Genomic DNA, 21,977 nt, shown 5'->3' with positions numbered 1-21,977 from the left:
TCACACAGCGCGCCTCTTCGTGCGCGCAGCTGTCGCGGCGCACGATGCCAGAACGATGACAGCGACGAGCATGAGGGGCAACGAGCCCAGCACCGTCGCCGGGGTGGACCCCGAGCGCAGGTCCACTTTGGCGGCCAGAACGATGGATTCGCGCAGCTCGCTGCGGTGTGTGATCTCGCCGGATGGGGACACGATCGCGCTGTAGCCGGTGGTGGAGGATTGCAGCACCCAGCGACCCGACTCGACGGCTCGCAGCCGGGCGCTGGCCAGCGACTGCGCCGGTACCACAGAGGTGCTGTAGGACGACGCGAGCGTGGGGTTGGTCACGATGCGACCGCCCGCACCGACACCGTCGCGAACCAAGTCGCTGTAGTACACCTCGTAGGACGTGACAGCAGCGATGTCGCCCAATGAGGTCGTCAGCAGGCCCGGACCGTCACCTCCGATTGCCTCGCGGGAAATCAGCGATAGGTCGGCGAACCGCTCCACCACGCTGCGCAGCGGCACGTACTCGCCGAAGGGAACCAGGTGGGCCTTGTCGTACCGGTCCGACAGTCCGGTGGCGGGATCGATAGCAACGGTCGCGTTGCGGAAGCGCTGGCCGTCGGGCGTTCGCTCGTAGAAGTTGGCGACGAGCACCAGATCACGTTCCGCAGCCAGCGACTCCAGTTCAGCGAGGCGGGTTGAGGTTTCGAGCGGTCCGTCGCTGGAGGTGCTGCTCTCGCTCCACAGCATCAGATCTGCGTCGCCCTGCCAAGCCGCAGTGGTCTCCAGGTGCCGAAGCCGCACGCTGCGCTGGGGCGTGTCGACGTTCGTTCCCACCTCGCCGCCGGCCTGTACGACCGCGGCGGTGATGGTGGCATCGACGGTCGTTGCGGGCCAGGCCAGTGCCGCGAGCGGAATGCCGATAGCAGCCACTCCCGACCACGACACGTCACACCATTCCCGGGCACAGAGCCGCTCAACGATGACAGCCCCCACGCCGACGAGAGCGATCACGCCCAGCGGACCGGCCAGGACGGCGACGCCCAGCCATGGTCCTTCGACCTGTCCCAGCGCCAGGTTGGACATCGGGACGCCGCCGAATGGCACGCTCCAGCGCACCGCCTCGCCCACCACGAGCGCTGCGGGCACGCCGAGGGTCCGTCGCCAGCCGCTCGGGGCGACGAGCGAGGCCGGGAGCGCCATGATCAGCGCTTCGACCGGAACGGCTGCAATCCAGCCCGGCACGGTCAACTCGGTCATCCAGAACAGCCCCAGCACGTAGGCGCCCAGCCAGAAGGCGGCACCAACCTCGAGCCGGTCGCGCCAGCGTTCCGCGCCCCGCTGGCAAAAGCGCAGCCAAAGCCCGAGGCCGATCGGACCGAGCGGCCACAGCCCCCACGGCGGCAGCGACGCCATGGTGAGCGCTCCGAGCACGAGCGCTAGGCCGTCGCGCAGCAGCCGACTCGACACGGCTGGCCGGCTCACGGCGAGGCGGTGGTGCGATCCAAGCCGAGATGCTGCACCACTGCTGCTGCGGTTTCGTTGCCTTGCCTTATGCAGGCGGGAATGCCAAGTCCCCGGTAGGCCGCACCGGTCACGAACACACCGGGGAGTTCGCGGGCGAGTGCCTCTTCGATGCGCTCGACGAGACGGCCATGGCCCGGTCGGTACTGCGGCAGGGATCGCTCCCAGCGCGAGACGCGCCATGCAGTGACGGCACCGGGTTCGCGCAAGCCGCGCAGCGGCGGGAGGCTCGACAGCTCGGCCAGCACGGTGTTCAGCAATTCAGTGTCGTCGAGGCGCGTGTGGCGGTCGTCGCCATCCCGGCCGACCGAGACACGCAGGACCATGCCGGCGATATCAGGTCGCCGAGTCTCGCCGACGCATGCATCGCCGACGTCTGCCTGTCCTTGGCCGCGGTCGGCGCTGCCTGCGCGGTCAGCACCCTGGTTCGCGCCCGTCCAATGCGGCCACTTCGCCGACCCGTAGCTGCAGGCCGTCGTCAGCCAGCCGGTATCTCGGGTGACCAGAAAGCCGGCCTCCTGTGGTGCTTCGATCGCATCGGGGCGCACGCTGAGCGTCGTCACGGCAACTGACGCGTAACCGATGCGCGCGAGCGCAGCGGCAGCGTTGGGCGCGCCCGGCAGCATCTGCGCCGCCGCGTGGGCGGGTGCAGCGACGATGACCGCGTCTGCGTCGAGCACCTCGGACCCGGTGTCCACAGCGAACCGTGTTCCGGGGCGCCGGATTGCCTCCACCGGGGTGCCCAGCCGCAAGATGCATCCATCCAGCCGCTCCATCAGGGCCTGGACCAGCCGACCCATCCCGGCTTCGAAGCTGCCGAAGATCGGTGCCGGGCTGGATTGGCCAGAAGCACTTGCGCCGGGGGCCGGTTGCATCCGGCGCAGCCCCCGCATGAGCGAGCGGCTGCGTCCGAGCGCTTGGCCCAAGATCGGCGCCGACATTGCTGCGTCCAGCCGGTCGATGTCGCCGGCGCTGATGCTGCCGAGCAGCGGATCCACCACCTTGTACGCAACCGCCGCTCCGAGCCGGGAGCGCACGATGTCGCCCACGGTGGCGGCACCGGGCCGGACGCGCACAGTGCCGGACGCGCTGACGGCGCCCTCGCCGTGTGTCACCACGCCGATCCCGTCAGGACCCAATCGGTGTGCGGTGAACCGGCGCGGCAGGACATAGTCGGCTGCGGCGCGCAGCGTGCCCGCCGGACCCAGCAGCGGGGAACGCAGCAGCGGTCCGAGCCGAGTCGGCACCCCGCCCACCAGTCCATCAGGAAGGGGCGTGAGCTGCGGACCGTGTGTGCCCAGATGCGCCACCGAAGCACCGCCGACCGCTGGCGATATGCGCTCGGCCGAGATTCCCAGCTCGTCGCAGAGCTCGATCGCCCAGGGCACCCGCAGCAAGAACGCATCGGCGCCCTCGTCGACGAGCCGACCTTCGAAGGGAACCGAGAGGATCTTGCCGCCCAGGCGCTCGGCGCTGTCGATCAGCACCACCCTGGGCACCGCGGTGCCGGCGTCAGCGGGATGCAGCAGGCGGTACGCAGCAGTCAGCCCGGTGATGCCGCCGCCGACCACGACGACCCGCCTAGGTGCCATGACTACAGGTCACCATGACTACTGGGTGCCATGACGAGGGCCCCGCTCGCTCACTCGTGCTGGCTTGCGTGCGCCGGCTGATACGCATGCACATGGTCTGTCAGGCGCTCCAGCACAGATGGGTCGGTCTCGGGCAGCACGCCGTGGCCCAGGTTGAAGATGTAGCCGGGCGCCCCGGTGCCCTCGGCCAGGATGCGGTCGGCCGCAGCGCGAACGGTCGGCCAGCCGGCAAGGCACAGCACCGGGTCCAGGTTGCCCTGCAGTGCCACGCCGGGCCCCACCCGCTGGCGAGCGGCGCCCAAGGGCACCCGCCAGTCCACCCCCACCACATCGGCGCCGACCTGAGCCATCTGGTCAAGCAATTCACCAGTGCCGACGCCGAAGTGCGCTCGCGGCACGCCGAGGTCGGCCAGCTCGTCGAACACACGCTTGCTGTGCGGCGCCACGAACGCGGCGTAGTCGGCGGGCGACAGCGTTCCCGCCCAGGAATCGAACAGCTGCACCGCGCTGGCGCCGACAAGCACCTGCGATCGCATCGAGGCCACGGCGATGGAGGCAAGGCGTTCCATCAGGTCGTGCCAGAGAGCCGGATCGGTGTGCATGAACGCCTTGGTCAGGGCGTGCTGGCGGGACGGGCGGCCTTCGACGAGGTAACTCGCCACCGTGAACGGCGCCCCAGCGAAGCCGATGAGCGGTACATCGAGCTTGGCTGCCAACAGCCGCACCGTCTCGAGCACATGAGAGGTGTGTGCTTCGGGATCGAGCTCCGGGAGACGGTCGAGGTCGATGCGGCTGCGCAGCGGCTCGGCGACCACGGGACCCACGCCGGGCACGACGTCGATCCCGAAGCCGACCGCTGCGGCGGGCACGACGATGTCGGAGAACAGCACCGCCGCGTCGACGCCGTAGCGACGTACCGGCTGCAGCGTGATCTCCGCAGCGGTGGCCGGGTCGGCGATGGCGTCGAGGATGCTCCCGGGGCCGCGCAGCGCCCGGTATTCGGGCAGCGAGCGGCCAGCCTGGCGCTGGAACCACACGGGCACGCGCTCGGTCGGCTCGCAGCGGGCCGCCTGCAGATACAGGCTGTCGCTCAGCCGGCGGCTGGGGTGGTCAGCGGGCAGCGGCCCGGCGAGCGAATCGTGCGGCGGTTGCGCTGGCGCATCAACTGGCGCATCAAAGGACTCAGCAGTGTCTGCCATGCGCTGCGAACGGTACCGGCACCGGCTAGCGGCTCTTTGCTCCGGGGCACCGACCGCGGGTTGCTCAGCAGTCCGCCATGGCGGCCAGCGCTGTGCAGATGTCGGTTCGACGATGCGGCAGAGCGCTCACCCGTTCGACCAAGTGCGACTTCAGGACCACTCGAAGGTTGTCGAATGAAGCAGCACACGGTTGGGCGAGGCCGTCATCGGCGTCGAGGGCAACTTCGGTCGCGATGCCCCTGACCGTGCGCGTGATCGGGGCCACGACGAGCTTGTTGAGGACCGGGATCGCCTCGTTGCGGGTGATGACCAGTACCGGCCGCCGACCGCCGGGGCTCTGCGCCCACCAGACATCGCACTGGGCGGGCGCTACCACGGCTCTTCAGCGATCATCGACTTGGTGCTCTCGGCCGCCCATCGCAACTCGTCTGGGGTCTCGGGGATCCGACGATATGCCTCGGCGATGGACTCGCCCACGCGACGACGACGGCGGTTGTCGATCATCTCCTCCAGTGCGCATCGCACGGCATCGGAACGGGATCTCGCGTCTCCGCTCGCCACCAGCTCATCGACCTCGGCTAACAGTTCGTCATCAATTCGAGCCACCAGTTGTGTCATACAAAAAGTATAACGAAATGCATTACACGCCAGCCGCCACTTGGCGAACACTTGAGTGGAGGCGTAGAAGCCGTGTTCTTCATGGTTGCTGGCGTCGCAGCGATGGGCTGGCTCCGACGACGCCGCAATCTTGGCTTGCAACCGCTCTCTGAACTGCATGACGAGTTTGCGAAGCGCCCCGGTGCCGAAGCGCTTCTGGCAGATGCAGAGGAAGAACTGACGTACCGCGAGCGGAACGACGCCGCCTATGTCAAACAACCTCCGGTCTAGACACAGACCAGAAGCACACCAGCGCCGACCGGACCGCAGGACGCCGTTCGTTTGTCGAATGGCATGCCCGTTCCGACACCTCCGGTGCCGCCAAAGGCTCGGCCACTTGAACTTTGATCGATCCAAACATCATTGCCATCGCACTACGGGCAATCAGCCTGCCGCTGTCGACGGTTGTCTCGGTGGCCGCAGCTTCTCGCCGCCTATCGTGCTCACAGATTGGCTCGTCGTGCTTGCAGCCGCTCGCCAGCTCTCGCATGTGCCAATCTGCAAGCGCCGTTCGGACCTGCTGGGCCACACCCGGAGGAGCCCGGCGGCACGGTTTGAACGAAGAGCGACGGTGCCGCATTCGACGTGAGCCCGTCGTACTGAAGCGTGCTGATCGCCGAGGGGGGAACTCGATCATGGGAACGCGAACAGGGGACGACCTGGGTCTGTCACTTGTCGAGGTCGGCAATTTCTTGCGTGCTACTCGTGATTCTGGGTACCGCTCAGCTGCCACGGCGGTATCGGAATTCGTAGACAACTCGATTCAGGCTGGGGCTGAGCTAGTCGAGGTGCATGTCACCAGAGGCGATTGCGCCGAATACCCAGTCGAGATAGTCGTCGCAGATGACGGCACGGGCATGAGTGCTGCCGATCTGTCGAGTGCACTCGCATTCGGAGGCAGTTCGCGCTTCGATGATCGGTCTTCCTTGGGTCGCTACGGCATGGGACTTCCGAATGCGGCGCTGAGCCTCGCCCGCCGCGTCGAAGTGTTCAGCTGGCAGTGCACTGGCGGCACATACCTGAGCACGCTTGATCTTGATGAGATCGCCGCCGCCGATGACAACCGGCTAGTGCTTCCGTCGAAGGTTGAGCGCCCGAGGCTCTCAGGGAGCGGCCCGCATGGGACGGTGATTCATCTTCGCAGGTGTGACCGGCTCGGGTATCGCCGTCCATCGACCATCGCGAAAAAGCTGTTGGAGTCGTTCAGCCGTACATACCGCCATTTCCTGCGCAGGGGGTTGGCGATTAGTGTGAACGGCGAACCCCTGTCCCCCGTCGATCCGCTCTTCTTGGAAACCGGCGGGGAACCTTCGGCGATGGTGTTTGGCGAACCGCTGAGGTACCACCTGTCGACGGATACCGGGCGGGGAACAGTCGAGGTACTGTTTTCCGAACTTCCGGTGGAGGCGTGGTGCGATCTCCCCGCTCAAGAGAAGCGTCGGCTTGGCATCACCAACACAGCCAACGTGGCGATCGTGCGTGCCGACCGGGAAGTCGATTCCGGTTGGTGGTTCATGGGCAACAAGCGACGCCAGAATTACGACGACTGGTGGCGATGCGAGATCCGCTTCGACCCGGTGCTTGACGAGCTCTTTGGCATCACACACACGAAGCAACAGATCACGCCTTCCCCGTACCTGCGTGACCTGCTCTCAAAGGACCTGGAGCCGATAGCGAACGCTCTCAACGCCCGCGTTCGACGCCGTTTCGAACTCGCGAGGACCCGTGGACCTCTGGCGGATGCCGCTAGAACTGCGGCCTTGTGCGCAAGATCGCTGCCCCCTCTCCGGGGCGGGCCGAGCGCATCGCCCGCCTACCAGATCGATGTCGGCCAGATTGTCGGCACTCCTGCGTTCACCCTCGAAGCGGTCGGACAGGACATCTCCGTGGTCCTCAACGAGCGTCACCCGCTCTATCGAGATGTGCTTCGGCCGCTCGCAGAGAGCGCAACACCGGCAGATCATCGCACCGCGAAACGCGTCGGCTTAGTGCTCCTTGCGATGGCACGAGCGGAGGCGGCGGCCGACCCTATGTCCGGGCGCGACGAGGCGGAGTGGTTCCGTCGCGAATGGTCTGACGTCGCAGCGACGTTTCTGAATGCCTGAGCGCTCTCGATGCCTTGGTTGACGCTCCAATGCCCCGAGGAACTGCCGCCGAGCGATCGGCACAAGCTGATATTGCTGGCGCGAGCGATCACCAACGACGAGGCTTTGCCGAGTCTCGATAGCGACGAATTTCACCGTGTCGCCGCCGAAGCGGCCGGGCGTGTCCTTATCGACCTCCACCGGCAGGGTTGGTCTGTACGTATAGGCGATCTCGCCAGCCTGGAGGTCCATCCGCCGAGACAGTCGAATGACGCCGATTGCGAGAAGCGGCGGGTAAGGAACCAAGAACTCGTCAAGAGAGACGAGCAACTGCGCAGACCAGCTGTTTCGCGTTTCGTGCGAAACATGGAAGCGCCTCGGGAGCACCGGGGCCGCTTGGTGTCCATCTTTGACCTGATGCGCGACGGGGGCGAACTGGCTGCATCGCTGAGGGACCTACGCATCGCCGAGACGAGAACGGATGAAGTGCGTTCTGTGGATGAAGTGCGTTCTGCGATTGATCCGTATGTGCAGATCGTCGTTCCCACCAAACGCGATCATTGGACGGGGCTTCGCCTGGGCGATGTGTGGCGGTACTTCCGGCACACGTGGTCGAATCAGCACACGACGGTGCCGGGCCGGACATTGGCGTTGCTTGTTCGCGACCGGGCAGCTGACTGTCACCCCGTGATTGGCATCGCGGCGCTCAGCAGCGCGATCGTGCAGATGGACCAGCGCGACCACTGGATCGGGTGGCGGCCGCAGGACATAGTTGCCGAGTTGGCTTACAACCCCAAAGCAGCGCACGCACGTTGGCTGGTCAGCCGGCTCGAGCAGCGCAAGGACGAGATCTATGTCGATGATCTGATACGGGACGAACTGTTCTGGCCCAAGCTTTGGGACTGCCCTACCGCCGAATCGATTGACATCCTGAGATCTGAGGCCAAGGCACGACGCGCCGACCACCAGCGGCTCGCTCGCCGCGCGCACATCGACATGCTCGACCGAAGCCACCCGGACTACTGGGCCGACCGCGCCGAGTCTGACCTGTACCGGAGCAAGCGCTGCCTGCTTCTCGCTGACCTGATGCGGGATAAGGCAGCACTGCTGGGGTTCCTGTACCCGAAGCCGCGCGCTTCGGGGCTTCGCTCCGCGGTGGAGGACCCGGCCGCCCGTCGAGCGATCAAGTCGATAGCTCGACGCGCCAAAGGGGACACCATCGGCACCGAGGTAGCCGACCTCACGGTCTGCGGTGCTGTCGCGCCGTATAACGAGGTGATCGGCGGAAAGCTCATCGCGATGCTGGCGATCAGCCCCACCGTGGTGCGTGCCTATCACCGCAAATACCGGCACTATGAGAGCGAGATCGCGTCGTCGATCGCCGGCCGTCCTATCAGCCGTTCGTCGCGGCTTGTTTATGTCGGCACCACGTCGCTGTACGGGACGACGTCAAGCCAGTACAACCGGGTCAGCATCCCAGCCGAGGTGCTCGACGCGACTGGGGACCTTCGATTGGAGCGCTTGGGGCGCTCGCGGTCATTCGGCACGTCACACTTCTCAGCTGCAACCGTCGCAGCTCTAGTGCGGCTCTGTGAGCAGACCAGCAATGGCGCTCGCGTGAACAGTCTCTTCGGCGAAGGGGTAAACCCGAAGATGCGCAAGGTGCGCGCCGGGCTCGACACGCTGGGATGGCCCTCAGATCAGTTGCTTCGCCACGGCCGCAAGCGGTTGATCTACGGCGTTTCGCTGGTGCACAACCTCCGCGACTACCTCCTGGGGATGAATTCGCGGCCGCGCTACCTGGCGCGGAACACTCTGACCGATGACGTCCGACGCATCGCGGACTGGTGGGCGCAACGCTGGCTGTTGGGACGCATCCAGTCCGATTGCGTTCTCAGCCGCGTCGCATCGCATACGACGCAGCGACCTGTCAGCCACGGAGCACGCGTCCCGTTGCCCCTATCGGCTGACCCATAACCAAGCCTGGTGCCGTCAAAGCTAAGGCCCGCTCGCCCGGCGCTCCACATGCACCTCAGAGGCAGACACAAGCGACACAACAGCCGAGTCGGTGTCAGCGGCTGGGCTGACGTGCGCGTCGAGTATGCGCAACCATGAGCCCGGCGCGAACTCAGCTGATGTGTCAGAGCCGAGAAGCAGCATGTCTTCGCCGCTAGATGAGCGAATTGTCCATGTCTTCGGTCCGGTGACTTCGACGACTTCTCCTCGCGAGTCCCCGATGCCTTCGTCGGCCGCTGTGAACGCTGGTGAGTTCCAGTACGGATCGCACAAGTGGCGGACAGGGCAGTAGCGGCACCGCTGCTCGTCGGGTCGGGCCTCGGGTGGGTTCTCAGAAAGCTGTGAGACGAGATGTTCGAGACGAGCGACCGTGCGAGCCTCGAGAGCATCAAGCTCGGCTGCGGCCGGCACTTCGACTTCGATGTCGCAGGTGGGATAGGACACGCTGAGTCGCGTCGCGTAGGGGCGTGCCGGATCGGGGCGGTCACTGCGAGACCACAAGAGGGCGTACATGCGGAGTTGGTCAGCGTGGTCGGTTGATGGCTCTCCCGTCTTGTAGTCCACAATGTGGACATCGCTGCCTGTGAGCGTCACCAGGTCCGCTCGGCCCGTCATCCCAAGTTCGGAGGACGTGAGCGTCATCTCGGTGTAGGAGCCGTCGGGCAGATGCTGGAGCGCCGTCGCTCCCGATTTGGGCCCGGCGGGCGCCTTTGTCCGGTGTGGCCGTGGTGCGAAGTTGGATCGTGACACAAGGGCCTGTGTGTCTGTCCGCAATTGAGCGGACCTCTGTTCGAGTTCTCGCGTGATGTGGTCGATTTGGCCGCGGCACCGCGGATTGTCCTCCAGCCGCCGCATTTGTTCGCGGACGGCGTCACGGATGACGGCGCTGTAGCCGCCGAGGGATCGCATGACCATCACCGCGTCCGAGTCTTGTGGGCTCGTGCAGCCGTTGTCGGCAAGCGCGCCGATGATGGTCTCCAGGCTTCGGTGGGCGACCTCGCCTGCCAGCGCAGCGATGTTCGGACGGTCCGGGTACCCATTTCCCGGCCACAGGTCCGCATAAGCGGCCCTTCTCAAGCCCCATCGCCTGGGACAGTCCTCAGCCTCGGTGACACTCGAGTAGCTGAACCACTCTGGCCCTTCCGCCCAGACGCCCTCGATGCCTTCGATCCCCGACAGGACGCGTCGATCAAATGTCGCGGACACGTCGGATGATCTGGAGACTGGCATCGGGCAGGTTCTGACCGATGACCATCTCATCGACAAGTTCCACTTGCGTGCCGACGCTGTGTTCCTTTGCATCGCGCAAGAGAGGATCTGCGGGGTAGTCGGGAGTCAGGGGCCCGTAGGTGCCGATGATGAGAGTGCGGTCGCCCTTGATGGCCGCGATCGGTGCGACAACCTCGCCGATGCCTAGGACCGAAACGGGGTGCTGTCGTCGAAAATCGACCTGTTCGATCCCGTGACGCGTGAGATCCTCGAAGAGCCGACTGACGGATTGCTCGACCCGTGCCGCGTCCAAGACTGGTTCGTTGTCGTGCAAGAGATACCCGAGCAGGCTCGCGCCGACGAATCGGTCGAGGCGCTCATGCTCAAAACGGTTCTTGAAGCTTCGCAGGCACCGATAGCAACTCCGGTCGCACTGGACTGGGCAGTGTTCGAGCAACTCCAGAGCATCTGAAAGGATCGCCTGGCTCAGTCGCCCGACTTCTCGGGCGAACCCTGCGCCTCCCGCGAGCGTGTCGTACAGATAAATCTCCGCTTCGAGGCCGAGTTTGCCGAGTTCGGTGAGCGCTGGTCGGTATTCCGCTTGGAGTTCGCCGACATCGATTTCGAGCCGTCGGGTTGCTGCGATCGTGATTGCCTCCGCGATCGTGCGCAGAGCGACTTGAGTCGGCCGGCTGCCGGGTCGAAGGGAGATGGGTTCGTCCACGCGCAATGCGATCAGAAGCACGTCCGACACGAAATCGGTGCCGAGCACCATCCCGCTTGTGACCATCCCTCCTTCGCAATCGGGATGGTCCCGGTCGGGAAATGGCTTGGCATGCCCAGAGCGGATATCGCCCGCGGGGCGCGCCGTCGGCCCGATCAAGCCGCACCGGAGACAGTACGTGTATCCCTTCTTCTTCGGTCCGGTGTTCGTGACGAGCAGCAACGACCTGGCGTAGTGCTGCCGGACTCGCTTGGCGACCGATTGCCAGTCCGATTCGTCCGCCGGGGACGATGCGACGAGTTGAGCGCGGGTCGCGTAGCTGCGCGCCGGTTGATCGTCGGGCGAAGTTCCCTCAGTCTGGGTATAGGGGTGAGCGAATCCCGGGGGACGCATCCAGTGGCGCGCCTCGCCGAATCGGTCCCGTGCACCGCATGCGGGACAGTCATCCACTTTGCCTCGCTCGGACTCAGCTAGAGGCACGGTCTTTGCGAAACGGCACACAGGGCACTCGAAGTAGATGCGGCGCTCCTGCCATGCGGAATACCTTCCGGAGAACATCGGGGAGTACAAAGCGCCCGAAGTCCACAGCTTTCCGTCGATCCAGACTTCTCTGCCAGGTGCGTACTGCGTCAACGCGACTGGTAATCCCTGGCTCGGTGCGTAATGGAACGCCGGACGATGCACCGTGGAGCCTTCGACGTCGAACACATGGAACGACACCACGTCGGTCGGGAACGCATAGCGGGGCAGCACGCCCTTGTACAGAAGCCGGTCGAGCAGATTCTCCTTGACGCGTCGAGGATCTGTCTTTTCTTCCCCAGATTCTGCGGGAAGCTCAGCGGACGGGTCGTCGTCCTCTTGGCGCGCCTGATCGGATCTTCTGGGGGTCTGCGTGGCACTGTCGTCGTCTGGATCCTGGTCGAGTGCACGTTTGAGCTCGGTGATCGTCCGCTCAACGAAGCCGTCGAGGATGCCCTGTCGGTCGGTGTCGGATAGTTCCTCGGGAAGCCACGAGTCGAGTTCTGACCCGAGTTGGGTCTGCTCTTCGGCGAGCCACCGGGCGAAATCGTTCAGGTTCAGAGGTGCTGAATCCCCCATGAAGTCGTCGACTTTGCCGAGGACCTCGAAAAGCTGCGGCTGGGACGCGGGTTCAATGGCGGGCAGCCGAACCGAGTGGTAGCGCTGTAATAGGTACGCGGTCACGTGCCGGCGGGCGATGTCGGCGTTGTCGAGGCACAGGATCGGATCGTCGACTGCGCCGCGGATCATCTCGTCGGGGTGGCTGAAGTAGTGCTCGTCGTGGCTGTCCGCGCTTCCGAATCCGATGACAGTCGCGACAGTGTTGCCTCGTCGGCCTGCCCGGCCAGCGCGCTGCTGGTAGTTCGCTCGCGCCGGGGGCATGTTCCGCAGCGCGACTCCTGACAGCGATCCGATGTCGATGCCGACTTCCATCGTAGTGGTGCACGACAAGACGTCGACAGCAGAACGGCTCACGCCGCCGATCGCTTCCGTTATGTCGATGTCCTGAAAGAGGAGTTCGTGTTCCTCTGCTTTGGAGAACACTGCGTCTCGGTGGGCTTCGCCCAGTTGGGCAGTGTGCTCTGCTGCGACGAGGACGGTCGGCGGTTCCATGTGCGATGCGAGCACACGGGTCGTGGCTTGCCGGTAGTAGCCCTTTCGCGCCATGAACACCGTGTCTGTGTCGGGATCGATCTCTTTGACGTCCTTGCGGCGACACGCAACGCATCGGTCTTCACCCGGGAACGGTCGCTGTGTCGTCTTGCACGTCTGGCAGTACGCCCAGCCAGGTCCGGTGTCCAAGGTGAGCCGCGAAGCTCTTATCCGCCAGGTTCTGCCGAAGGGTTCGCACAAATTTTCCAGCAACACCGGAAGCCAGGTGATTTCGAATTCGCGGTAGGCGTCGCTGTCTTCGAACCATCTGCTCAGCGGGCGGAACCCGCCGCGGTGGCCTCTGACTTTGTCCATCCACCACTTGTCGGGCATGTCCCCGAACCACAGACCGGGGCCAGTCCAGTGACTGATCCACAACCGCACCAGGGCAAGACGCTTCTCTTCGGTGTCGAACGGTTCGAGCGGTGGCAGCGCAGCGAGCAGCCCGGAGCGGTCGCGTTCGACTAGCGATGCAAGCGCGAGCGACCGCAAGCCGGTCCACTTGTCTCGGACCGTTGAGACGATCGCCAACAGCAGTGACTCCGGAGGCTTCGCCGATCTTGCTTCGAAGTAAAGCTTCAACAACACATCGAGATCGCGCAGATCTGGTTCCTTCAAAGCGTCGAGATCGCGTTGCAGTTGCATGGATTCACCGGATCGCGACTCGAAACGAAGCCGGACATCGCACATTCGCGCGCCGAGCATGACAGCGAGATACAGATCGTCAAGGTTGAGATTGGACCCAATCAACTCGTGGCGCCGAAATTCGCGCAGACCGAGCAGCATGAGCGGCCGTATAGCGTCGAGTGTCGCATACTTCTGAAGATTCGGCGCGAGCCGGGCGGCCATTTGGCGAGAGTCGGAGAACGCCAGCACCTTCTTGCCTCGCAATGGGGCGAACGCGGAGACAGGCCGCGAACCCGGTGACTGAACTTCGAGCTGGCGGGCAACGACTGCTTGGAACGGCTGATCGCCCTTCGTCTGATGATCCTGAACTGATGACTGGCCGAAACTCGCCTGCTGACCGCAAACCCCGCATGGCCGGAATTCGCCGCCTCGGCGACGCGATCGGCCGTCGTCCTCGTCGTCATTCTCGACGGCGCCCGCTTCACGGTCTATCGGCAGGAACACGGTCCTGAACCTGTCCCCGTCCTCCATTGGGTCCAGGCGACCGGTCACAAGGTCCAGGTCGAAACGCTCAGCCACGCTCTGCATGGGATCTTCCAAGCAGATGTCCAACGGTTCGAGTTCGAAGACCGCGCCCGTTGCGGACTCGAAGTGCTCGCCGGGTTCGGGCCACAAGAACTCCGGTTCCAACAGGTTGTTCGTGTATGCCCTCGCGTACGCGGAGCCGCAGTTTCGGCACGTGTACAGCTCCAGGACACGCGCTCCGCATTCGCAACTCTCGCGAGGCTGGGAGTACAGCTTTCCAACGGGTCCCGCGCCTACGGTTTGCGTGCAGTGCGGGTCGAGACAGACCCACAATCCGGGCAGACCCCGCAAGAACGTATGTATCCGACAGGGCAGCACGGGGCGCGCTCCCGTGGAGGGCCGTGCCATGCTGCCGAGCGCGATCAATGCGGTCAGTGCCTTGTCTGCATAAGCGCTCGAGGAGTCGAACACGTCTTGAGCCAGTTCCGCCAGTGGTCGCGCTTGCTGCATTGTCCGGTTAATGAGCCGGCCCATCGGCGGGTAGGTATCCACGGCACGGTGCAGCAGTTGCCCGACGCTTTCGTCGCCGCCTATGGCGCGCCATTCCAAGAAGCCCTCGACCGCTCGCCGACGGATCAGTTCGTCGGTCGAGTGCAGGTCCATGAGCGGGATAGCGGTCAATTGGCTTATGTCGTCCTCGGAACCCGGCGCGTCCACAGGTCTCCAGTCGAGTTGACCCGCGATGCTTTCGAAGTCCGCTGCATCCTTGCCCGACAGCTCTGCGGCGAACTTGCGGGCAGCGTTCTGATCTTCGAAGCTCGCGCTCGTGCAGATGACTTGGACGCGATCCGCTTCGATCCCGAGTCGTGCCCGCAGCCGCCGTATCAGCAGCGCGACTTCGGCACCGGCAGCGCCTCGGTAAAGGTGGGCTTCGTCGATGACCAGAACGAAACGTTGGTCAGGATTTGTGTTCAGCCATTCCTTGGTGGCCTCGAAGATCGGTCGTTCGAGGGGTCGCATCAGCATGTACTCGAGCATGGAGTAGTTGGTGACCAGTACGTCGGGCGGAGCTGCGAGAACCTCATGGCGTGTGAACAGCTCGGAGTCGTCAGGGAGGGTGATTGCGCGCACGAACTCGCCGTTGCGTTGCCAATGGCTCCTCTTGGATCCGTACCAAGTGCGCAGGTCCGGCTTGGCCGGCCACTTGCCCTGCTCCTTCAACTCGCTGATCAGCTTGCTGGCCTGCTGCGCCGTCACGCCGGACCCTGCCGCTCGCTCGAGAAGGTCGACGTAGAACGTCTCGATCGGCTTGAGGCGTGTCCTGTCTTTTTCGCGGGTCCTGACTCCCGGATACAAGGTTCGGCTGGTGTAGCGGGCGAATCGGGCGGGTCTGTTGGCCCATTGAGTGAACTGCTGAGCGATGCGTGGGTCGCCGAACAGGCGCCGGAGCCGCCCTAGCTGGTCGTTGACGAGCGCATTCATGGGGTAGAGAACGAGAGCGCGCACTGCCGGAATCACGAACGAGTCGGGTAAGTCGCACGCTTCGATCGCCAGCTTGGCCAATATGGGCGACAGGAACGTCTCAGTCTTGCCGGAACCGGTGCCGGTGGTGACCACGAGGCTCCGGTTCTCCAGAATCGTTCTTGTGAGGGCTGATGCCTGATGTTCGTACGGAGGGTCGTGGAGATACGCGACGCCGCCGTCGTGAGCGCGCGACGCCAACTTCAAGATTTCATCAGCGGCCGACGGCAGACCCAACTCGTTGAATCTCGGGCCTGTCGTATAGCGAGGAGTGGATTCCAGGTAGGGCTGCTGGGAGATGACGCCTGGTTCGTTCAGGAGGGCTTGGCGTTGCTCGACAAGTCGCTTGTCGCTGATGTGGTATGTCGCTTCGATATGGTCCCGCAGCGCAGCGCCTATCTTGTCGATCGTTTCGCCGATTGTTTCGTGATTCGTCTCGGTCACTCAGGTTTTTCCTCTTGCTCGATTCGACTCTGCATCCACAGGTGCCCGCATGCGAATGGCACCTCGTCTCGGGCGTCCGCCGTAGAGAACTCATAGCCGAACAGCGCCCATGGGACCCGCACCGGTTGTCCTAGCAGATCCCAGCGTCTCTGCAGCCATTTCGGCGGCGGGGCCGGCAGGCCTAGCTGTACCCCGCCGCGGCCGGTTCCGCGGACTCGAAGTTCTTGGGCATTGCCGTTCACGAAATCGATGGCTGCCTGCAGACGCCAAGCCTCGTCACAGCCGCGCAGAACCCCGATCGGGTCAAGGGGCAGATCGAGCAATCGGTATTGCTCATCGTCGTGCACTTCGACAAGGCACCAAAGATCCGAACCGTAGCGCTGGCGACGGCGGGCGACGAAGACTCCACTGTCCGAAGCAACCGCCGGACGCCACCGGCCCCGGTAGTACCGCGGCGGAGACTCGGGGTCGAGGATACGGAAGTCATCTGTGGCTGCCGACAACGGTCGCTGCTGTAGCTCACCGAGGTAGGAATCGACGAACTCCGCCGCAGGGACTGTTTCCGGCTGTCCTGTCCAGTCGGAATCGGATACCTCGTCGAGGCCGTAAGCATCGAGTGAAGCGAAGACTTCGTCGTCGGGCTCGACGATTCGACGCAGATACCCCACCTCGGCGATCTGGTCCTGCAGAGCCTCTCCGACGATTGGCACATTGTCCGGTCGTGTCCCGAACAGAACAAGGCCACCTGCTGGGCGTCGCACGAATCTGGGACGACCCAGATAGATCACGCGGTGCCGTCTCCCGGACTGCTGTTCTGTGGCCTCGACCAAATCGCCTGCGGCGACCAGAGAGTCAAGTATCTCTACGAGCGACTCGTTTTCTAGTGGAACCAGGGGACTCAGCGCATCCCGAACCGCCCCAATGAGTTCCGATGGGGTCGACGGACACATGAGCGAAGCGGCTCTTCGCAAGCTGGCGGCAAGAAGTTGACTGTGGTCGCTTGCAGACGCAACCCCAAGAGCTGTCGAAGCCGCATCGAGGGCCATGGGAGGCCTGATCGCTCTCAATCCCATTCCCAGACCCGCCCTCGCTGCTCGGCGACGATGGCCAGCATTCGGGCACCCCGAAACAGGAGGGGGCGCTCCAGCACGACATTGAAATTCGGTCCCTCCGCTCCGCTCGACTCACCGCGCAGCGACTCAGGAGCGGACGCGAGACGAAGCAGCAGTTCGGCCAGCCGAAGCCTGGAACCGTCTGATCGCACCTCTCGCAATTCCTCAACGTCCCCGCCAGTACCGAGGTGATGGACAAGTTGCGTGATCGTCCCAATGCGCAACGAACGGCCGAGAACCGCCCCGTAGCGCTCTATGGGCGGGTCGAGGGATTGACTACCGACACTTGCCAACTCCCTGACCTGTTCACGAAATGGCTGCCAGTCTGAAGGCTTCGCTAGCCCTGCCTCGAGTTCCGCGATGCTTAACGGATTGCCCTTCGCATGCTGGCGTTCGAGCTTGGCCCATGTCCCTCCTCCTACCATTGATCCGATCGCGCCCCCGATGGCTCTCAACACGGCATCTCGGCGGTCGTGCGCCAGCCAATCGCCGGGGCATCTCGACCCTGACCACAAGTCTGCGAGCTTTACGAGTTGAGTCACGATCGCCCCTGACCGACCGGGAATGTCGAGAAGCACGTTGCCGCGCACGCGACTCAGCAGTCGAAGATGGCGCACCGTCGGCGGCAGGATCGCACGGGCTTCGTGGCCATCGAGCCGTGCAACGAACAAGCCGCCGTCGGCATCGAAGAAGTCGAAGCCATCCGAGTCCACAGCTGTTGCCGGCTTGCGGTCGAACGGCGCACGGAACGGGTAGCGGGAAACCTCCACTCTTCCGCCAGTGTCGGCAGATTGGTAGAGGCGCAGAACGCTGCGACCTCGTGCTCGTCGAAACCCCCACCGCAACGGTTCAAGTTCTCGTTCAAGCTCGACGCTGACGTGACCGAGTTCGTCATCACCGAGACCCAGCCGGATCTGGGTCGCGTCGTCGTAGGCATTTTGGAATTCGGACCGTCGGGCTACCTGGGTCCTGAAGACTTCCGGCCATCGTGCTGCTGCGACCGGCAATTGAACCCGAAAAGCACATCGCGCAGTGGCCTGCTCGTCTGTGCTGCTCAACGCAACGCTGACGCCTGTACGCAACCCGTGCGGTCCGTCCGCTTCGACGGTCGCGCGTCCGTCCCAGAGATCCTCCAGCGATGCGCCCTGTGGACGAACGCGCAGACGCAGCGGATCCCTGAACGTGCCTTCGGTTCGCTGTGCCTCTGCTTCGCGCATGCGGATCCCGACTCGGAGATCAGGAATCGACCGGGTTCCATCGGGTACAAGGAACGACAGCCGCAGGTCATGCCAGCCCGGACCCAACTCCGCGAGTTCCAAGGCGACAAGGCCATCCTCCGGTTCTCCCCAGGGGAAATGAATCTGCTCGGTACCGTTGAGCGTGGCTATGAAAGTGGTGATTTCGTGGTCGGATAACAGTCCCAGTATTGGATCGTCTCCGCTTATCCACTCGCCGAACCCGGTGCCGTCCCATGCTGCTGGCACCAAGCCAATCGGTGTGATCGCGACACCAGTTTGCACGTCGCATCCCAATGCACGGACGATCTCGGTGACAGCTGAGCCGATGTCTTGGGGTATGTCCATCGACAAAGCGGCAGCGCCGATGCAGTCAACCGGCTCTACGCGGATCCAGTCGACTGACGGTGCTTCCAAGCCTGGACCCAACAGTATGTAGTGGGCACCGGGCCGAACTGAGCCCGACCGGACCAGGAGCCCCTTGTCGTCGAGGCCTCTTCGGAACAGCCAGCGCTCCGCTGGAGGTGTGCGTGCCTCATCAGCCAACAAGCCCGATGCTTGGGACGTGGCTCGATCCAGTTCGAATACTGGTTCGTCAAAGCCGGGCCACTCAGTGAGAACGACCAGCTGTCCCGAGTCGAGCAGCCACCCGGTGGCACGGCGTCGTCCCCCGGTTCCGACAACGCGGCATCTGGCTCGTTCAATCTGTTGTCGAAGCTCCGGATGCCTGCGATAGAGCGTTGTGAAATCTGGCACTCGCAGACGCAGTTGCCAGCCGGCATCCCCAGGATGCAGCCAGAAATCCACCGGAGAGGTGGGAAGGGGGCGTCCGTCGGCGGTGCCCATGAATCGCTGCCGTGTTTGCTGGTCGCGCGAAGCGCCCCTAATGCGGATGCGTTCCGCCGAAGACTTGGCATCAGAGAGCCATTGACGCGCATGGCGAACCTCATCAAGATCGCGTTTGATGCGCTCAAGGGTCGGCGGTTCGATTGTCGGAGAATCTGTGCCGCGGGCCAGCAGGGCCGCTGCTACATGCCCGAGAAGTCCAGTGTTCTGCGCGAACTGCTGGAAGCGCTTTGACGCCTTGTGCGCATGGGCGCCGAGAAAAACACCGAGGTGCTCAGCGTCATCGAGCAATTCGCTGGTCAGCGCCCCTCGACATTCGTAGAGCAGCCGTGCGAGCTGACGCTGGAGATCGGTGGGAAGAATCGCGTGGGTAATAGGCCAGCTGATGATGTTCCTGTGCTCGGCCCAGCGTCCTTGGGGCCTGGCGCCGAAGTAAGTCCGTTGGAACTGTCCAAAAGTGGATTTGACGTATGGCCGCCCGACATGTCGCTCCCAACCGGGAGCGCGGCGCTCCAGGGTTGGCCAGTACTCGTCCCCCTGGTAGCGATATCCAACCTCGGTCGCGTACACGACGAATGGCAGCCAATGTTCTTGTGACGGATACGCCTGCGAGATCCAGGATTCGACGGCATCCCCGAGGACGGACAGATCCCCTTGGGCAAGACCGTGTTCGATCGCATAGACACCGTGTGAAGTCGGGAGCCGCTGACGGGTCTCTGCCAAGGCTTGGAAATGGGCATCCAACCGCGCATGCAACGCCGACAAAGTGGTTGCCACCTCGGTCCTCACTAACGCGACGCTATTGATGGCTGGGACCACAGCGCCATTTTGCACGCGGGGTGCAACAGCATGCCCCTTGACCCTTCCACCAAGAAGGAATCGCGAGGCTCTTGGCCTCGCGAGTACATCAGTACGAGGTAAGAGCCGCCAACCCACATGCGCTGCGAACGGCGCCGGCGCGGATTCACAGTAGGCCGTTCGGGGCTACCGCCAAGGCCGGCTTCAGCGGCTTGCCTGATCCCATTCCTTGCGAGAGATTCCTGCCTCCTCAAGAATGACCGCAAGCAGCTGAGGCCTGATGTCGGGGCCGTGCGGGTTCGGCAGTCGCAGTTTGCGCTTGCCCTTGTGCATCATCTGGTGCTTGCTGCCATGCCACGGACCGCTCCAGCCCAAGCGCCGCAGGGCCTTGATCAGCTCCCGGCGGCCTATTGGCCCGAGCCGCTGGCTCATCGGGTGGCGTAGAGGCTCACCCCGTCAATGCTGGGAACGTCGTCGTCACCGTGCTCGATCTTGAGAGCAGCCCAGTCGATGAGCACTTCCAGCAATTCTGTCCTCGCCGCTCGTGCATCAGCGCCCTGAGCCCAGACGCCATCGAGGCCAGCGACGGTCGCTACGACCCCAACCGGGTCATCGATTTCTCGCAAGCTGGCGTGCTTGGCGGCGGCACGCCGCGGCACCGGCAGGATCGGCCAAAGCAGGTTGCCCAGTAGCCTCACGCAACCTTGACGAACTCGCCTGCTTGCTCCGGCGCTGCTGGGCACTCGCCTGCTGGGTTCTCGCACTCAGACGGAGGCTGCGATGGGTCCCGACGCCGGGCCAGCAGACGTGCGGTCCAGTGACGCGCCGGCTGACAGCGGTCCGCCCCTGCGCGTTGCGCTGCTGACCTACCGCGGTCACCCCTGGGTCGGCGGCCAGGGCGTCTACGTTCGTCACCTGGCTCGCGAGCTGTCGGCGCTCGGCCACAGCGTCGAAGTGTTCAGCGGGCCGCCCTACCCCCACCTCGACGCGGGCATCAAGCTGACCGAACTGCCCAGCTTGGACCTGTACCGCATGCCCGACCCGTTCCGGGTGCCCAAGGTGGCGGAGTTCCGTTCGCCCGTCGACGTGCTGGAGTACGCCATCACGTGCACAGCATCGTTCGCCGAGCCGTTGACCTTCAGCCTGCGAGCCTTCAGGGCCCTGCGCAGCCGGCTCGACGACTTCGACCTGGTGCACGACAACCAGTGCCTGGGCTACGGCATCGACTGGCTGCGACGGGCCGGCATGCCCACACTCGGCACCATCCATCACCCGATCACCGTCGACCGGCGGCTCGAGATCGCCCACGCGCCGACGCGAGGCAAGCGGCTCGCCATGCGGCGCTTCTACGCCTTCACCCGGATGCAGAACCGGGTGGCCCGGCGCCTCGACCGCATCGTGACCGTGTCGACCAACAGCTTCGACGACATCGTGACCGACCTGCGCGTGGATCCCACCCGCCTGAACATCGTCACCGTCGGCGTCGATTCCGACCAGTTTCGACCCCTGCCCGGCGTGACGCCTGTGCCGGGCAGGCTCATGACCACCGCCAGCGCAGACGTGGCCATGAAGGGCCTCGTCTACCTGCTCGAAGCACTGGCAAAGCTGCGCACCGAAAACCCCTCGCTGCACCTCGTGGTGATCGGCCGACCGAAGGACGACTCGGCGGCAAGCCGGCTCATCGACCAACTCGACTTGGCCGGCTGCGTCGAGTTCGTGAGCGGCGTGCCCGACGAGCGCATCGTCGAGCTGTACAACGAAGCCGAGCTGGCTGTGGTGCCCTCGCTGTACGAGGGATTCTCGCTGCCCGCCATCGAAGCCATGTCGTGCGGCGTGCCGCTCGTGGCCACCACCGGCGGCGCTTTGCCCGAAGTCACCGGCGCCGACGGCGAGACGTGCCTGCAGGTGCCGCCCGGCGACTCGGAGGCCCTCGCAGCGCGCATCAGCTGGGCGCTGTCACAGCCCGACCTGCGTGCCACCGTGGGTGCGGCTGGCCGGGCACGGGTGCAGGCCAACTACTCGTGGGCGGCGACGGCCCGCAAGACCGTCGAGCAATACCGGGCATTGCTGGCAGATGCCCCGGCCCGTAGGCCGCTCACGTCCCAGATCACGAGGCTGAGCCGAACGGTGAAGCCATGGCCCGAGCGGCCCGTGAGCGCAGCGAGCAAGAGCGGGAGATAACAAGTGTCGCAACGAGAAGGCTTGGCG

General features: G+C 64.5%; 15 protein-coding genes. 4 read left to right on the top strand and 11 right to left on the bottom strand.

The window, feature by feature from the left end:
- From lnt to ACOOHB_RS17105, 5 genes are all read right to left on the bottom strand, one after another.
- Complete coding sequence (gene lnt, locus ACOOHB_RS17125; RefSeq protein ID WP_420446013.1) at positions 1-1,470, bottom strand: apolipoprotein N-acyltransferase; 1,470 nt, start codon at positions 1,468-1,470, stop codon at positions 1-3.
- The gene (gene hemG, locus ACOOHB_RS17120) at positions 1,467-3,101 is read right to left on the bottom strand and encodes a protoporphyrinogen oxidase (RefSeq protein WP_420446012.1); all 1,635 of its coding nucleotides are present in this window, start codon (positions 3,099-3,101) and stop codon (positions 1,467-1,469) included. The genes lnt and hemG overlap by 4 nt, the downstream gene beginning before the upstream one ends.
- A gap of 50 nt (positions 3,102-3,151) precedes the next feature.
- The gene (gene hemE, locus ACOOHB_RS17115; protein ID WP_420446011.1) at positions 3,152-4,300 is read right to left on the bottom strand and encodes a uroporphyrinogen decarboxylase; all 1,149 of its coding nucleotides are present in this window, start codon (positions 4,298-4,300) and stop codon (positions 3,152-3,154) included.
- 64 nt (positions 4,301-4,364) lie between these two features.
- On the bottom strand, positions 4,365-4,676 hold the full coding sequence (locus ACOOHB_RS17110; RefSeq protein ID WP_420446010.1) for a type II toxin-antitoxin system PemK/MazF family toxin: 312 nt from the start codon (positions 4,674-4,676) through the stop codon (positions 4,365-4,367).
- On the bottom strand, positions 4,670-4,918 hold the full coding sequence (locus tag ACOOHB_RS17105) for a ribbon-helix-helix domain-containing protein (RefSeq protein ID WP_420446009.1): 249 nt from the start codon (positions 4,916-4,918) through the stop codon (positions 4,670-4,672). Before ACOOHB_RS17105 ends, ACOOHB_RS17110 begins: the two co-directional genes overlap by 7 nt.
- A gap of 72 nt (positions 4,919-4,990) precedes the next feature.
- Between ACOOHB_RS17105 and ACOOHB_RS17100 the strand changes: the two genes are divergently transcribed.
- The 3 genes from ACOOHB_RS17100 (at position 4,991) to ACOOHB_RS17090 (ending at position 9,018) form a co-directional block, all read left to right on the top strand.
- Entirely contained in the window at positions 4,991-5,188 is a 198-nt protein-coding gene (locus ACOOHB_RS17100; RefSeq protein WP_420446008.1) for a hypothetical protein, read from the top strand.
- Positions 5,189-5,592: 404 nt separating this feature from the next.
- Positions 5,593-7,062: an ATP-binding protein gene (locus tag ACOOHB_RS17095; RefSeq protein ID WP_420446007.1), complete on the top strand. Its 1,470-nt coding sequence runs from the start codon at positions 5,593-5,595 to the stop codon at positions 7,060-7,062.
- Between the two features lie 9 nt (positions 7,063-7,071).
- The gene (locus tag ACOOHB_RS17090; protein ID WP_420446006.1) at positions 7,072-9,018 is read left to right on the top strand and encodes a Druantia anti-phage system protein DruA; all 1,947 of its coding nucleotides are present in this window, start codon (positions 7,072-7,074) and stop codon (positions 9,016-9,018) included.
- Between the two features lie 21 nt (positions 9,019-9,039).
- Here ACOOHB_RS17090 and ACOOHB_RS17085 read toward each other — a convergent pair whose 3' ends face one another.
- The 6 genes from ACOOHB_RS17085 to ACOOHB_RS17060 form a co-directional block, all read right to left on the bottom strand.
- Positions 9,040-10,263 (bottom strand): PD-(D/E)XK nuclease family protein, encoded by a 1,224-nt coding sequence (locus tag ACOOHB_RS17085; RefSeq protein WP_420446005.1) that lies wholly within the window; start codon positions 10,261-10,263, stop codon positions 9,040-9,042.
- Positions 10,247-15,778, bottom strand: coding sequence for a DEAD/DEAH box helicase (locus tag ACOOHB_RS17080; protein WP_420446004.1), 5,532 nt, complete (start codon positions 15,776-15,778; stop codon positions 10,247-10,249). The genes ACOOHB_RS17085 and ACOOHB_RS17080 overlap by 17 nt, the downstream gene beginning before the upstream one ends.
- Positions 15,775-16,488: a hypothetical protein gene (locus tag ACOOHB_RS17075; protein WP_420446003.1), complete on the bottom strand. Its 714-nt coding sequence runs from the start codon at positions 16,486-16,488 to the stop codon at positions 15,775-15,777. Before ACOOHB_RS17075 ends, ACOOHB_RS17080 begins: the two co-directional genes overlap by 4 nt.
- Before the next feature lie 353 nt (positions 16,489-16,841).
- Complete coding sequence (locus ACOOHB_RS17070; protein WP_420446002.1) at positions 16,842-19,760, bottom strand: hypothetical protein; 2,919 nt, start codon at positions 19,758-19,760, stop codon at positions 16,842-16,844.
- A 213-nt stretch (positions 19,761-19,973) separates the two neighbouring features.
- Positions 19,974-20,201, bottom strand: coding sequence for a type II toxin-antitoxin system HicA family toxin (locus ACOOHB_RS17065; RefSeq protein ID WP_420446001.1), 228 nt, complete (start codon positions 20,199-20,201; stop codon positions 19,974-19,976).
- Entirely contained in the window at positions 20,198-20,467 is a 270-nt protein-coding gene (locus ACOOHB_RS17060; RefSeq protein WP_420446000.1) for a type II toxin-antitoxin system HicB family antitoxin, read from the bottom strand. Before ACOOHB_RS17060 ends, ACOOHB_RS17065 begins: the two co-directional genes overlap by 4 nt.
- A gap of 82 nt (positions 20,468-20,549) precedes the next feature.
- Between ACOOHB_RS17060 and ACOOHB_RS17055 the strand changes: the two genes are divergently transcribed.
- On the top strand, positions 20,550-21,950 hold the full coding sequence (locus ACOOHB_RS17055) for a glycosyltransferase family 4 protein (RefSeq protein WP_420445999.1): 1,401 nt from the start codon (positions 20,550-20,552) through the stop codon (positions 21,948-21,950).
- Positions 21,951-21,977: the final 27 nt, after the last annotated feature.

Origin of the sequence: Candidatus Poriferisodalis sp., assembly GCF_965215815.1 — a bacterium.
In the GTDB taxonomy this organism is placed as follows: domain Bacteria; phylum Actinomycetota; class Acidimicrobiia; order Acidimicrobiales; family Poriferisodalaceae; genus Poriferisodalis.
Note: the sequence above shows the minus strand (reverse complement) of the source record. Positions and strands in the feature narration are given on the sequence as shown.